Annotated in this window: 13 protein-coding genes; 4 read left to right on the top strand and 9 right to left on the bottom strand. The window is 61.8% G+C overall.

Features of this window, described 5'->3' with window-relative positions:
- Window positions 1-15 precede the first annotated feature (15 nt).
- Window positions 16-1,086, bottom strand: a complete 1,071-nt coding sequence (locus tag IB259_RS28280) for an AbrB family transcriptional regulator (RefSeq protein ID WP_192330720.1) — start codon at window positions 1,084-1,086, stop codon at window positions 16-18.
- A 76-nt stretch (window positions 1,087-1,162) separates the two neighbouring features.
- Between IB259_RS28280 and IB259_RS28275 the strand changes: the two genes are divergently transcribed.
- A complete protein-coding gene (locus IB259_RS28275; RefSeq protein ID WP_192330718.1) occupies window positions 1,163-2,329 on the top strand; it encodes a pyridoxal phosphate-dependent aminotransferase in 1,167 nt (388 codons plus the stop codon).
- Between the two features lie 222 nt (window positions 2,330-2,551).
- Here IB259_RS28275 and IB259_RS28270 read toward each other — a convergent pair whose 3' ends face one another.
- The 5 genes from IB259_RS28270 to IB259_RS28250 all read right to left on the bottom strand — a co-directional run bounded on the left by IB259_RS28270 (window position 2,552) and on the right by IB259_RS28250 (window position 7,892).
- The gene (locus IB259_RS28270) at window positions 2,552-4,078 is read right to left on the bottom strand and encodes a tripartite tricarboxylate transporter permease (protein ID WP_192330716.1); all 1,527 of its coding nucleotides are present in this window, start codon (window positions 4,076-4,078) and stop codon (window positions 2,552-2,554) included.
- Window positions 4,075-4,512, bottom strand: coding sequence for a tripartite tricarboxylate transporter TctB family protein (locus IB259_RS28265; RefSeq protein WP_119449769.1), 438 nt, complete (start codon window positions 4,510-4,512; stop codon window positions 4,075-4,077). The genes IB259_RS28270 and IB259_RS28265 overlap by 4 nt, the downstream gene beginning before the upstream one ends.
- A gap of 109 nt (window positions 4,513-4,621) precedes the next feature.
- The gene (locus IB259_RS28260) at window positions 4,622-5,620 is read right to left on the bottom strand and encodes a tripartite tricarboxylate transporter substrate binding protein (RefSeq protein WP_054455831.1); all 999 of its coding nucleotides are present in this window, start codon (window positions 5,618-5,620) and stop codon (window positions 4,622-4,624) included.
- Window positions 5,621-5,740: 120 nt separating this feature from the next.
- Complete coding sequence (locus IB259_RS28255; protein WP_119449770.1) at window positions 5,741-7,225, bottom strand: sensor histidine kinase; 1,485 nt, start codon at window positions 7,223-7,225, stop codon at window positions 5,741-5,743.
- The gene (locus IB259_RS28250) at window positions 7,215-7,892 is read right to left on the bottom strand and encodes a response regulator (protein ID WP_054455828.1); all 678 of its coding nucleotides are present in this window, start codon (window positions 7,890-7,892) and stop codon (window positions 7,215-7,217) included. Before IB259_RS28250 ends, IB259_RS28255 begins: the two co-directional genes overlap by 11 nt.
- A gap of 489 nt (window positions 7,893-8,381) precedes the next feature.
- On the opposite strand from IB259_RS28250, the gene IB259_RS28245 reads away from it, so the two are divergent.
- Window positions 8,382-9,749, top strand: a complete 1,368-nt coding sequence (locus IB259_RS28245) for a ClcB-like voltage-gated chloride channel protein (protein WP_125470749.1) — start codon at window positions 8,382-8,384, stop codon at window positions 9,747-9,749.
- A 56-nt stretch (window positions 9,750-9,805) separates the two neighbouring features.
- Here the strand turns inward: IB259_RS28245 and IB259_RS28240 are convergent, their stop codons facing one another.
- Entirely contained in the window at window positions 9,806-10,258 is a 453-nt protein-coding gene (locus tag IB259_RS28240; RefSeq protein ID WP_192330714.1) for a GNAT family N-acetyltransferase, read from the bottom strand.
- A gap of 218 nt (window positions 10,259-10,476) precedes the next feature.
- On the opposite strand from IB259_RS28240, the gene IB259_RS28235 reads away from it, so the two are divergent.
- Window positions 10,477-10,782, top strand: coding sequence for a hypothetical protein (locus IB259_RS28235; RefSeq protein WP_125470748.1), 306 nt, complete (start codon window positions 10,477-10,479; stop codon window positions 10,780-10,782).
- 25 nt (window positions 10,783-10,807) lie between these two features.
- On the opposite strand, the gene IB259_RS28230 is transcribed toward IB259_RS28235, so the two are convergent.
- Window positions 10,808-11,365, bottom strand: coding sequence for a hypothetical protein (locus IB259_RS28230; protein ID WP_192330712.1), 558 nt, complete (start codon window positions 11,363-11,365; stop codon window positions 10,808-10,810).
- Between the two features lie 42 nt (window positions 11,366-11,407).
- Here IB259_RS28230 and IB259_RS28225 point away from each other — a divergent pair, with 42 nt between their 5' ends.
- A complete protein-coding gene (locus IB259_RS28225) occupies window positions 11,408-11,764 on the top strand; it encodes a transcriptional regulator (protein WP_054455821.1) in 357 nt (118 codons plus the stop codon).
- 32 nt (window positions 11,765-11,796) lie between these two features.
- Here the strand turns inward: IB259_RS28225 and mnmE are convergent, their stop codons facing one another.
- Window positions 11,797-13,149 (bottom strand): tRNA uridine-5-carboxymethylaminomethyl(34) synthesis GTPase MnmE, encoded by a 1,353-nt coding sequence (mnmE, locus tag IB259_RS28220; RefSeq protein WP_175181606.1) that lies wholly within the window; start codon window positions 13,147-13,149, stop codon window positions 11,797-11,799.
- Between the last annotated feature and the right edge of the window lie 75 nt (window positions 13,150-13,224).

The following is a 13,224-nucleotide window of genomic DNA, read 5'->3' as shown; positions in this document are numbered from 1 at the left end:
CTGGGTCTCGTTCCGCTAGGGCTTGAGGCCCTGCCGACGCGCCATAAATGCGTAGATCGGGCCAGTCACTATCACCACAAAAACCATGCGTGTGACATGGAAGGCGGTGACCACTGGGACCCCTAGCTGCAGCACTTTGGCGGTGATTGCCATCTCTGCAATGCCACCCGGCGTAGTGCCAAGAATCAAGGTGGGTATGGGCGCGGCGGACCATAGCGACAGCAAGGCGCCCAGACCGAACGCCAGCGCCAATGCGGCCACCGTGAAGCTCGCCACAGCGGCAATAAAACGCGGCGCGGCCCGAAAGAAATCCGGCCGATAGCGGTCGCCCAGCGACCAGCCGATCAGCAATTGGCCTATCTTCGGAACGTAGTCCGGCAGGGCCGACAGCTCGATGCCGTTAGCCGTAAGGATCATGGCGACCGACATCGGGCCCAGCACCCAGGGATTCGGCAACCGCAGCTTCATGAAGGCGGCGCCGCCGACGCAGGTCAGCGCGACCAGCGCCGCCAGCCCCCAAGCATGGACCACCTTGGGTCCAGGAACCGTGGGATCCAGTCCCGCCACGCCCCACCACTGGAAGATGAAGGGCACGGCAACCACCACCATCAGCACACGCACGCTATGCGCCGTGGCCACCCGGTCTATGCGCGCCCCATGACGCTCTGCCAGGTTCGCCATTTCGCTGGCTCCGCCGATGGCGGAAGAAAACCAGGCCGTCTTGAAATCCACATCGGTGTAGCGGCGCAGGATCGCCGTGCCCATGAAAGCCAGGCCCAATGCGAACAACATGCCGACGATGATGGGTCCCGCATTGCTGCCAATGTGACCGATTACCTGCGGCGTGAAGTAAAGGCCTAAGGACGTACCGATGACCCACTGGCCCGCATTGCGCGCCGGCCTGGGACACGCGGTGCCCAAGCCCGCAATCCGCGTCGCCGCGGTCACCAGCAACGCGCCCAGCATCCACGGCAGCGGGATGTGCGCCCACAACGCCAACAACGCGCCCGCCAATGCAAGCGCCAAACCGCCCAACACCCTCCACAACATGTTCTGACCCACGATACCGCCGCGCCTTAAGCTCATGTGAAAACCGAATTATGAGTTAGTGGGATACTTACGAAAACTCTCTCTGCTAGCAACGTTCACTCTCGCGTCCACCATGATCCGATCCAAACTTCCCGACGTTGGCACCACCATCTTTACCGTGATGAGCCGCCTGGCCATAGAGCACAAAGCCATTAACCTGGGCCAAGGCTTTCCCGACTTCGACCCCGATCCCGCGTTGTGCGCCCTCGTGTCCAAGGCCATGGCCGACGGCCACAACCAGTATCCCTACATGCCCGGCGTTGCCCCCCTGCGCGAAGCCATCGCCGCAAAGACGCGCGAACTCTATGGCCATGCCTACGATCCGGAAACCGAGATCACCGTCACCAGCGGCGCGACCGAAGCGCTGATGGCAACCGTGCTTGCCGCCGTGGGCAGCGGCGACGAAGTCGTCGTCATCGAACCTTGCTACGACTCCTATCTGCCGGCGATCCGCCTGGCGGGCGGTACCGCCGTGCCGGTGCCTCTGCGCGCGCCCACAGAAGCCGATCCCTACTACCGCATTGACTGGCAGCGTGTGCGCGATGCCATCACGTCCAAGACCCGTCTCTTGATGCTGAACTTTCCGCACAACCCCACCGGCGCCGTGTTGGATGACAGCGACCTGGACGCGCTGGAGGCGATCGTGCGCGACACTGGCGTGCTGCTGGTGTCCGACGAGGTCTATGAACATATCGTGTTCGATGGCAAGCCACATGCCAGCGTGGCGCGTCGCCCGTTGCTGGCACAGCATGCCTTCGTGATCTCGTCCTTCGGCAAGACTTATCACACCACCGGCTGGAAGATCGGCTACTGCTGCGCACCGCGCCAGCTCAGCGCTGAACTGCGCAAGGCGCATCAGTTCATGGTGTTCACCGTGCCCTCGCCCATGCAGTTCGCGTTGGCCGAATTCATGCGCGATCCCAAGCCTTACCTCGATCTGCCGGCGTTCTATCAGGCCAAGCGCGACCGCCTCGCGCAGGGACTGGCCAAGACCCGTTTCCGCCCCCTGCCCAGCCCGGGCACATTTTTCCTGCTGGCGGACTATAGCCAGATTTCCAAGCAGAACGAGGCCGACTTCGCACGTGACCTGACGGTGAATCATGGCGTCACGGTGATACCGGTATCGGCGTTCTATCGCCAGCCCGACGCGGCGGAATCCAACCATCGCATCGTGCGCTTCTGCTTCGCGAAAAAAGACGCGACGCTCGATGCTGCCTTGGAACGTCTGGCGCAGGTTTGACGCCCCCCACTGATTTCTTCATAGTGACTTCAATTTTTATCGATGACTCTATATACAAGTGCTTTTATTGAAGAATATGAATAAAAGCTCGCATTAAAAATAGAGGCTATAAAAAACGAATTCACTAACAAAAAAAGGGCGCCCATAAGGCGCCCTATGCAATTCCCGGCCAAATCCCGCAGCGCGGCTGTTGCCCTTTACAACAGCCGCGCTACCGTGGAATCAGGCCGGACCAGCGGCAAGTTTTTTCGCTTTGCGCATGCGGCGCATGATCTGCGGCACGACCACCACCGCGACCGCCCCCACCCACATCGAGATCGACACCGGGCTGGCGAACAGCACGCCGACGTCACCATCGGTCATCGACAAGGCGCGTCGCAGGTTCTGCTCCATCATGTTGCCCAACACCACGCCCAGGACCAACGGCGCCATCGGCACGCCGAACTTGCGCAGGAAGTAGCCCAGCGCGCCTATGCCCGCCACCAGCAGCAGATCGAAGGTGCCCGCGTTGATGGCGTAGACGCCGATATAGCTGATGCACAAAATGCCCGGCACCATCAGCCATCCCGGCACCGACAGCACCTTGGCGAAGAAGCGCACCAGCGGCACGTTCATGACGAACAGCAGCACGTTGGCCACGAACAGTGAGGCGATCAAGCCCCACACCAGTTCGGGCTTGGAGTCGAACAGCACCGGACCCGGTGTGATGTTGTAGAGCGTCAGCGCGCCCATCATCACGGCAGTGGTACCCGAACCGGGCACGCCCAGCGTCAGCATGGGCACGAACGAGCCGATGGCCGACGCCGTGGCGGCGGCTTCCGGCGCGACCAGGCCGCGCATGTCGCCCTTGCCAAACTTTGCGTCCGGATCCTTGGCTTCGATGATGCGCTTTTCCTGCGAGTACGCCACGGCCGCGGCCACGCTGGCGCCGGCGCCAGGCAACACGCCCACGCCAAAACCCACCAGCGAGCTGCGCACCACGCTCCACCAGGTGAGCGCCATTTCCTTCAAGTTGAAAAGTTTGCGGCCGCTGGGCTTGACCTCGACGCTATGACCGGACATCACCTTTTCCAGCATTTCCAGCATCTCGCTGACCGCGAACAGCGCAATCACCACCACCACGAACTCGATGCCATCGGCCAAATGCACCGATTCGAAGGTGTAGCGATAGACGCCGGAGTTCGCGTCCACGCCCACCACCGAAATCGACAGGCCGATCATCGCTGCCAGCACGCCTTTGACGGGCTGCTTGCCCAGCAAGCTGGTCAGGCAGCAGAACGCAAAAATCATCAGCACGAAGTATTCGGCGGGGCCGAAGGCCAACGCCCACTTGGCCAGCAACGGTGCAAGCAGGATGATGCCCACCACCGACACGATCGCGCCGAAGAACGCGGACCAGGCGGAGAGCGACAGCGCCACGCTGGCCAGGCCCTGACGCGCCAGCGGATAACCGTCCAGCGTCGTCATGATGGCGCTGGCTTCGCCCGGCACGTTCAGCAGGATCGCAGTGATGCGGCCACCGTATTCCGCACCTACGTACACAGCTGCAAGCAGGATCAGTGCAGTCTCGGGCGGCAGGTTCATCGCGAACGCGATCGGAATCAGCATCGCCACGCCGTTGACCGGTCCCAGGCCGGGCAACACGCCCACCATGGTCCCGATGAACGAACCGATCATGGCCACCAGCAGGTTGGTCAGCGAAAAGGCGACGCCAAAGCCTATCGCCAGGTGATCAAGAATGCCGCTCATATCAGGGTCTCCAACAAACCGGTAGGCAGGACCACGTCCAGCACCTTGTCGAACAGCAAGAAAAACAGAATGCTCATGATGGCGCCGCCGATGGCGCACTTGACCCAACCGCCCCCGAACAGGCGGCCGACGAATATCGTCATCAGGGTTGTCGCAATCACGAAACCCAGCCACTGGAACAGGAAGGCATAGGCCACCACAAACGCCATCATCAGCGCGATGCGCGCATTGGCGCCGGGCGGATTGGCCTCGACCTGATGACCGCCCTTGTAGACCAGCCACAGGCCGCACAGGCCAATGATCAAGGCCAGCAGCAAGGGAAAGGCGCGCGGGCCCACAGGCTCATAGGCGAACGGGGCTTCGATTCCCCAACCCGCCGCGGTCATGAAGGCGGCCAGCGCTAGCGCCGCCACGCCCAATATTCGATCGTTCATGATCACTTTTCCGTTGTAGTCGCATCGCGCGGCGCAGCGCTCCCCTGCCGCCGCGGCAATGCCGGCGGCGGGGAATCCTGAAAAACGCGATAAGGGGGAGCCTTGCGGCTTACTTCTTGACGAGGCCGAACGAATCGGCCAGTTCGCCGTAGACCTTGACCTGGTTCTTCACGTAGGCGTCCAGCTCGGGACCCGTCTTGTTGAAGGGGAACAGGCCCTGCTGCTGGCGCAGCTTGTCGAACTCGGGCGAGGCCGCGGTCTTGTTGAAGGCGTCGACCCAAAACTGGTAGTCGCTGTCCGACACCTTCGGGCCGACATAGAAGCCGCGGATGATCGGCCAGACGATGTCATAGCCCTGCTCCTTGGCGGTAGGCACGGTGCCCAGCTTGCCCGGCAGGCGCTGATCGTTGAATACGGCCAGCACACGGATGGGTGCGCCGCCTTCGAGCATGGTGAAGGCTTCTGCCGCATCGCCCATGTAGGCCTGGATGTGGCCGCCGCGCAGGGCCGTGACGGCTTCGCCGCCACCTTCAAACGCCACGAAACGCATCTTCTTGAAATCCACGCCAGCCGCCTTGGCGGTCAGCGCGGCCTTCATCCAGTCCTGGCTACCCACGGTGCCGCCGGCGCCCAGCACGATCTTGGTCGGATCCTGCTTGAAGGCGTCCATCAGGCTCTTCAGGTCGGTGTACGGGGAATCGTTGCGAACCACGGCCACGCCGTAGTCGGTGCCGATGGCAGCCAGCCAGCGCACGTCGTTGACGTTGTACTTGCCGAACTTGCCCTGGGCCAGGTTCAAGAGCGAACCGCCCGAGAACGCCACGATGGTGCCCGGTTCGTTCGGGTGCTGGGCCACGATGTTGTTGTAGGCCACTGCGCCGATGCCGCCAGGCATGTAGACGATGCGCATGGCGCTCTTGAGCGCGCCGCTTTGCTTCAAGCCTTCGGTGGCCAGGCGGCAGGTCAGGTCGAAACCGCCGCCAGGCTGGGCGGGCGCGATGCATTCCGGGCGGCGCGGCTCGTCGGCCGCGTGGGCGGCGCCAAGGGACAAGGTAATCGTGCCCAGCGCCGCGACGGCGGCCAGGCGCAGTTTCAGACTAGTCTGCATTTTTTGCGTCTCCGAGATTTATAGGTCTAGGTATGGCTGGAAGCTCTGCTCAGACGGTTCTTTCCGCAATAACGGCCCCAGTGGACGCAACCGTACAAAAACGAAGCTTTCCAAAAGCTTTCAAATTCCGCCGTTTTTCTGGTGCGGCGCAGCATCTTCCGGGCGTTCCAGGGTAAACACCAATGCCGCTCTCAGGCCCGGCAAGGGCACCCGGTTCTCCAGGACCAGCCGCGCCCCCAGGATTTCGGCAATCGTCCCGACAATGGCAAGCCCCAACCCGGCCCCGGGCTTGTTCTTGCCGGCGGCGCCCCGGCGAAAGCGGATGCAGGCGCGGGCAATGTCCTCCGCCGACATACCCGGGCCGCTGTCCTCGACCACCAGCCTGGCCTGGCCAGTGTCGATCTGGACCCTTACCGTCACTTCTCCCGCAGACGAGGTGTAACGGATGGCGTTGTCCACCAGGTTGCTGACCGCCTCCCTCAGCAGCCAGTCCGCCCCCTGGACCACCACCGGGCGGATCTCGGCTTCCAGGCCTATGTCGAGCTGGCGGGCTCGGGCGGTCGGCAGCAGGCTGCGGATGACCCCATCAGCCAGCTCCACCAGATCCACTGGCTCGGGGCTGAAACCGCCCTCGGCCAGCGAGGCGTCTTTAGCGCGCGCCAGCGCGAGCATTTGGTTGGTGGTGCGTACCGCCCTGTCCAACCCCTCTTGCATCGCCAGAAGGGCTGTACGGACCTCCTGGGGGTCTGTTTCACGCAAGGCATAGGCCGTCTGGGTCCGCAAAACCGACAAAGGGGTGCGCAACTGGTGCGAGGCGTCGTCCAGGAACTGGCTCTGGACCCTCGCCTGAGCCGCAAAACGGGCCATGTGGAGGTTTACGGCCGCGACTAGGGGTAGGACCTCCCCTGGCATGTCCGACGCGCTCACGGGGCTTAAATCGTCCGCAGAACGCCCTTCCACCTCCTGACGCAGCCTGGCCAGGGGACGCAGGGCCATGAAAACGCCCAGGACGATCACCAGGACGCTTATCAGGATCACGGCCAGGTCCCGTTCCACCGAGCGTACCAGCACTTGGTGCAGGAAGGCCTGCCGGGTATCCAGGCCTTCGGCCACCTGCACGATAACCCGTCCCCCTTTGTTGGCGTATAGCGGAGGATCCATGGGGCGCGCCAGCGCCGCAACGCGCACGGGCGTGCCCTGGTAGTCGGCATAGAAAAACCGCGGTTCCCCCGAAACCAGCGGCTCGGCAGGCATCGGCAGGCCAGGACTGCCGATTTCGGCCAGTCCGTCCTCCGTGGCAACCCGGTAGAACACGCTGCCATTGGCCGTCAGCTCGAAAAATTCCAGCATCAGGTATGGCTGCTCCATGGCTAATCCACCGCTGGCTGTGGATATGTTGTGGTCGATCGCGCGCAGCGCTCCAGAGAGCGAACGGTCGTAGGCAATGTCGACCTGGTTGCGCAGCTGGTGGTTCGACAGCCACAAGGCGCCCATCATCACGAAGACCAGGGTGGGGATCAGCCACCAGAGGAGCTGGCTTTTCAGGGTGCGATTACGTTTTTTTGCAGCGAAAAACCCCTTTTTTTCCGCGCTTCTAGTTGTCAACAAGGTTCTCCAGGCAGTAGCCCATGCCTCGCATCGTCACGATCTGCACACCGGTATCCGCCAATTTTTTGCGCAAACGGTGCACCAGGACCTCGATGGCTTCCAGGTTGATGTCTGCATCGTCCGTCAGGATGCGATCCAGGATCTGCTGCTTGTTGATGGGTTCGCCGCTTTTTTGAATCAGTACCCGCAGAACCGAATGTTCACGTGGGGATAACTGCAAGGGCTGCCCGTTGACCGTGAATTTTTGAGCGGAAGTTTCGAAGGCCAGGTTTCCCAGCGTGAGCCGCGGGTGCTCTCTCCCGCGGCTGCGACGGATGAGCGCGATCAGCCGCGCTTCCAACTCTTCCACAACAAACGGTTTCGGCAGGAAATCGTCCGCTCCCTGGTGGAGCGTCCCGATTTTTTCGGCCAGCGAATCGCGCGCGGTCAAGACCAGCACCGGCGTACGGTCGTCCCGCGCGCGAATCTTCGCGAGCAAAGCATGGCCATCCATGCCCGGCAGTCCCAGATCGAGGATGACGGCATCGAATTCTTCCATCGCCAGCCTTCTTTCGGCTACCAGCCCGTCATCAGCCCATTCAACGACGAAACCAGCGTGCCTGGCCAGGCTTCTTGAAAGCCAGCGTGCAAGTTCGGCTTCGTCTTCTATCAGAAGGATGCGCATGGACGGAGTCCGGGGGGGGATGGCTGGGCGGAATGGGAGAGCATGTTTGGCTTTTCCTTTATTTCTCTTTATATAAAGACTAATGATTAATAAGGCCTGTGGATAACTACCTTAACCTTGAAAATCTCTTTTTTTTCATCAGCTTGCGACCGTTTTTGGCTGTGCAAGAACTCTGTGTGGGAAAAAAGCTGAAGTTGGACAAGATTTTGGACCCTGTCCGAAACCCCTGCTTGTTCAACTTGCCTCCACAAAATGTGCACAAGGCGTCTACTTAGGAGTTATCCACAGGGCGTTTCTGCCGGACGGGTTCCAAAAACGGCCCTTTTACCCCGAAAAACGTCCGGTTGCCACCCTGCTTTTTTGCCCTCCCAGGGGCGTTTAGAGGCCCTCCATGGCGTTCGCGGAAAGGGGCATTCGAGGGGAGGCGCGCAGCCATTCTTGACTGGGAACTGAACAAAAAGTGAGCAGGTTCCGCCGTAGAATTCCGCCATGGCGACAGAAATCAGAATCAAGAAATCAGGTTGGGCAATCTGGCTGAGAAGCCGTTTGTTGGCGGACAATTTGCCGGCCACGCTTTGCGCGGCGGCGCTGATGGGCCTCTTGGGGGCGCTGGCCACCGTGGTCTTTCGCGAAATGCTGGCCTGGACACAAATCCTGCTGGGCGGCGAGGACACTCCCCACGGCATGGTGTCTTTGGCGCGCGGGCTGAGTCCCTGGCAACGCTTCCTGATGCCGGCCATAGGCGGCGCCATCGCGGGCGCGGTCCTGCAAATGGCGGCCAGGTGGTTGCCCAAGCGCGGCGCGGCGGACTACATGGAGGCGATTTCCATCGGCCGCGGGGTTATCGGCTTTCGCCAGACCGTCGCGCGCAGCCTGTCGTCGATTTTCTCCATCGGCTCCGGCGCCTCGATTGGCCGGGAAGGTCCCATGGTGCAGTTGGCAGCGATGTTGTCATCCCTGACCGGCCGCTATCTGGTGCTGCCTCCCAGGCATCTGCGTCTGCTGGTCGCCTGTGGCGCCACGGCGGGGATTACTTCCGCCTACAACGCGCCCATCGCCGGAGCCCTGTTCATTTCCGAGATCGTTTATGGCGCGATAGCTTCAGCCACGCTGGTGCCGCTGGTCGTATCGTCGGTCGTGGCGAACATTGTGACGCGCCAGATACTGCATTACGACGCGGTTTTTCATATGCCGCCCTTCACTTTCGTGTCCGGGTGGGAAGTCATCAACTATCTGGGATTGGGAGTGATCGCCGGCCTGGCGGCGCCGCAGTTCCTGCGCTTCCTGGACACTGCACGCGCCGCGTTCGGCCGCGTACCCGCGCCGTTGTGGGTGCGCATGGCCTTGGGCGGCCTGATTGTCGGCGCCTTGTCAGTCGTGAATCCAGAGGTCTGGGGCAATGGCTACAGCGTGGTCAACAGCATGTTGCATACGCAGTGGGCCTGGCAGGCGGTGGCCGCCATTCTGCTGTTGAAAACGCTGGCCACCGCCGCCAGCGTGGGATCGGGCGCGGTAGGCGGCGTTTTCACGCCGACGTTATTCGTGGGGGCGGCGCTGGGCGCCTTGTACGGGACCGGCCTGCAAGCTCTGTTCCCCGCTGGGGATCTGTCGGCGGTATCGAGCTATGCGGTGGTGGGCATGGGGGCGTTGCTGGCCGCCACCACCTATGCGCCATTGATGTCCATCCTGATGATTTTCGAGATGACACTCAGCTACGAAGTCATGCTGCCGCTCATGCTGGCCTGCATCACAGGCTACGTGATTGCGCATCGGATAAGGCCGGATTCGGTCTATGCGAAATCGTTGGCCAGCAATCGGCGCGCGCAGCGCGTCGTTGTCAAGGAACGTGAGGAATGACGGTATTTCACTAATACGAGTTAATACTCGCATTAGTGAAATAGGGAAAATAACCCTTAAATAAGGGGCTTTTTCATGAAAACTCGCTTCAGACCGATTTCCTCGGCGCGATGGGTTTCCACATAACCGTATCGCGTGTAGATCGCGATGTTCTCGGTCATTTTCTCCTGCGTGTACAACCGGATGCTGGCATAGCCGGCCTGGCGCGCCGCGGTTTCCGCGAACTGCATCAGGTCGCGGCCATAGCCCTTTCCTTGCGCTTTCGGATCCACCGCGATGTTGTCCAGCAGCAGGCAATCGGCTTCCGGAATCAGGACCAGCACAGCTTGCACGGTATCGCGCACCCGCAGCACATGGACCACGCCCTGCGTGACGCGGGCACGGTAATCATCAAGCATCGGTCCGGGCGTCGCGCCGATGCGCGCAACATAGTGGCCATAGGCTTGCGCGACGATTCGTTCGATGTCAGGCAGATCGTCGAGGCTGGCGAGGCGTATGTCAGGGTGCATGCGAGGTCCGGATGAAGCGCTGCCCGGCGTGGGCGGATTTCCCGGAAATATAGGACGTCCGGACCGTCGCAGGATTATTTTTATAATTAGTTATAAAATTTATAACTAATAGTTCGCTTGTATACCCCGAAGATGATGTGCGATCACCGCAGAAAGTCGCAGAGTGATTCCGCAAAGGAGTGTCGATGGCACCTAATACGTCTTTCCCGGGGAACAGCGTGTCCGACAACCTGTGGAACGACTATGCAAAGTTCTTCGAGGCTTGTTCAGGCGTGCTGGACCGGGTCGAGCAGCACAGGGATAGCGGCATCGCCTTGTCGGAGAGTGAGTTGTCGGAGTTGAGAACCATGGCGCTCAACCTCAATACATTCGGCCGGGTGCTGCATGGAAAAAGAGCGCGGGAAATGCGCTTGCTGGCTGAGCGTGCCGAACGGGCATTGGGCAAGGCCGAAGCAGCCTCGGCGCTTGCGCCGATACAGGAAGACAGCGAGTCCGAAGATGACCCGGCCGCAGTGACGGGCTAAGCCCGAGGCAGGTTCCTTCAGGCAGTCAGGCAGCGCGCCGGCGCAGGACCGCGCGTCCCAAGGCGCTGATTACCTTGAGCGCATACAACACGAACAAGGATCCCGTAATGTCTCCGGTCAGCATCGCGATGAAGCCGTCGGCGAGCGCGGCTCTCTCTCCCTGGAGAAAGAACCAGAGATGGTGAATGGTCGTATTCACTACCGCATAGACTACGGCGCAGATCAGCAGACGCCAGGCCGTAAGGTTGGCCAGGTCGGGCTGCAATCGCAGTGCCGAACGGGCCCAGCGATAGGCCAGGTAGGGAGCGGCAGCGGCCATGATGCCCCCCGCCACGGAGCGGAGCATGTCGTCAGGAAAGTAGTAGCAGAAGCAGGCGATCCACGATCCGGCCAGCAGCCCGAGCGCCGCAGGCAGGCCAAACAGCAAGGTGCATATCAGGCGCACGCCCGCCGGCAGATAGATCCAATTGATGCCCCGCACAAACTCAAGATTGGTGAACACCCATTCATTGACCGCCAGACTGCCCAGGAACAGCGCCATCGTCACCAGAGCCCACTTACCCTGATCTAGAATGTTCCCCATACCTCGAATTCCGCCGCTTGTCAGTCGCCGCGTCCATTATCCATGAAAGAAAAAAAGAGACCCGCCGACATCTACATGCGTTTTCTGCGCCTGACCGATGCGCTGCGCGGCCTGCCCGCGCTGCCGTCGCTCGATCCCCTGGAAGAACGCATACTCACGCTGATCGCGCGCGCGTCGCAGGAACAACGCCGCTTATCGGTGCGCGATGTGATGGCGGTGGATAGCATAGGGTCACCCGCGACCTTGCACGCGCGCTTGAAATCGATGCGCGAGAAAGGCTGGGTGCTGCTCGTCGATACCGAGGACGCGCGCCGCAAGCAGGTCGAACTCAGCCAGGCGGCGTTGTCGCATTTCGACCGCTTGTCGGAATGCCTGGTGGAAGCGGCGCGCAAGCCCTGAGCTGCAGCGCTGCAACATGCCGCCGCGCAGGCTTATTTCCCGATACAAAAGCTCGAGAAGATCTCGCCCAGCAGATCGTCGCTGGTGAACTTGCCTGTGATGCTGGACAGGCTGTCATGTGCCAGCCGCAGTTCTTCCGCAAACAAGTCCAGTACGCGGTCGTCCTGTTCCGCATGCGCGCCGGCCAACTCCAGATGTTCCGCCGCATCTTGCAAGGCATGCAGGTGGCGCTCCCGCGCGAGCCACGGGGATTCGCCGCCGGGATTCCAGCCTGCGATGCGCAGCAACTCTGCACGCAGTTCGTCCAGGCCCGCACCGCGCTTGGCCGAGATTCCAAGTTCCTGAGGACCGGCGGCAAAAGGCGTGGACAACAGATCCACCTTGTTGAAGACCTTCAGCACAGGCGTGCGCGGCGGCAGGCGCGCGGTGATCTGGGCGTCCAGCTCGTCGCCGGGCTGGGTGGCATCCTGCAGATGCAGGATGACGTCGGCGCGCTCGATTTCCTGCCAGGTGCGCGCAATGCCTATGCTTTCCACCGTGTCCTCGGTTTCCCTGAGGCCGGCGGTGTCGACGATATGCAGCGGCACGCCGTCGATGTGGATCTCCTGCACTACCTTGTCGCGGGTGGTGCCCGCGATCGGGGTGACGATGGCGATGTCGTCGCCGGCCAGCGCATTGAGCAGGCTGGACTTGCCGACGTTGGGCTGGCCGGCCAGCACCACGTGCAGGCCTTCGCGCAGAATCACGCCCTGGCGCGCTTGCGCGATCAGTTTGGCGAGGTCCGCGGTCAGCGCTTCCAGGGTCGGGCGGGCTTGATACTTCTCGAGGAAGTCGATTTCCTCTTCGGGGAAATCCAGCGTCGCTTCGACCAGCATGCGCAAATGGATGATGCGGTCCGACAGGTCGTTCACGCGCGCGGAAAAATCGCCCGAGAGCGACGCCATGGCGCCGCGCGCGGCCGCTACCGACGAGGCCTCGATCAAATCGGCTACGGCTTCGGCCTGAGCCAGGTCCATGCGGTCGTTGAGGAAGGCGCGGCGCGTGAATTCGCCCGGCTCGGCCAGCCGGATGCCAAGATCGCGGCCGGCGGCCAGACAGCTTTCCAGCACGCGGCGCAGCACGGCGGGGCCGCCATGCCCTTGCAGTTCCAGCACGTCTTCGCCGGTATAGGAATGCGGCGCGCGGAAATAGATGGCGATGCCTTCGTCCAGCAATTCGCCCGTGCCGGATTTGAACGGCAGGTAGTGCGCATGTCGCGGCGTGAGTTCGCGCTGGAACAGGCGCCGCACGAGTTCGGACAGGTCCGTGCCGGAGATGCGGACGACGCCGATACCGCCTCTTCCGGGGGCGGTTGCGATGGCGGCGATGGGGGCGTAGGCGGACATATTTCGGGCAAGGCAAGGCGAGAACAATAAGGGAATATAACTGTTGCGCCGTCCCTTGTTTGCTGGTTAATGTGG

Origin of the sequence: Achromobacter sp. ACM04 (assembly GCF_014851465.1) — a bacterium.
GTDB classification, from domain to species: Bacteria; Pseudomonadota; Gammaproteobacteria; order Burkholderiales; family Burkholderiaceae_B; genus Achromobacter; species Achromobacter aegrifaciens.
Note: the sequence above shows the minus strand (reverse complement) of the source record. Positions and strands in the feature narration are given on the sequence as shown.

Coding starts and splice junctions, on each gene's coding strand:
- IB259_RS28280 (WP_192330720.1), bottom strand. CDS start 1,086: ATGAGCTTAAGGCGCGGCGGTATCGTGGGTCAGAACATGTTGTGGAGG.
- IB259_RS28275 (WP_192330718.1), top strand. CDS start 1,163: ATGATCCGATCCAAACTTCCCGACGTTGGCACCACCATCTTTACCGTG.
- IB259_RS28270 (WP_192330716.1), bottom strand. CDS start 4,078: ATGAGCGGCATTCTTGATCACCTGGCGATAGGCTTTGGCGTCGCCTTT.
- IB259_RS28265 (WP_119449769.1), bottom strand. CDS start 4,512: ATGAACGATCGAATATTGGGCGTGGCGGCGCTAGCGCTGGCCGCCTTC.
- IB259_RS28260 (WP_054455831.1), bottom strand. CDS start 5,620: ATGCAGACTAGTCTGAAACTGCGCCTGGCCGCCGTCGCGGCGCTGGGC.
- IB259_RS28250 (WP_054455828.1), bottom strand. CDS start 7,892: ATGCGCATCCTTCTGATAGAAGACGAAGCCGAACTTGCACGCTGGCTT.
- IB259_RS28245 (WP_125470749.1), top strand. CDS start 8,382: ATGGCGACAGAAATCAGAATCAAGAAATCAGGTTGGGCAATCTGGCTG.
- IB259_RS28240 (WP_192330714.1), bottom strand. CDS start 10,258: ATGCACCCTGACATACGCCTCGCCAGCCTCGACGATCTGCCTGACATC.
- IB259_RS28230 (WP_192330712.1), bottom strand. CDS start 11,365: ATGGGGAACATTCTAGATCAGGGTAAGTGGGCTCTGGTGACGATGGCG.
- IB259_RS28225 (WP_054455821.1), top strand. CDS start 11,408: ATGAAAGAAAAAAAGAGACCCGCCGACATCTACATGCGTTTTCTGCGC.
- mnmE (WP_175181606.1), bottom strand. CDS start 13,149: ATGTCCGCCTACGCCCCCATCGCCGCCATCGCAACCGCCCCCGGAAGA.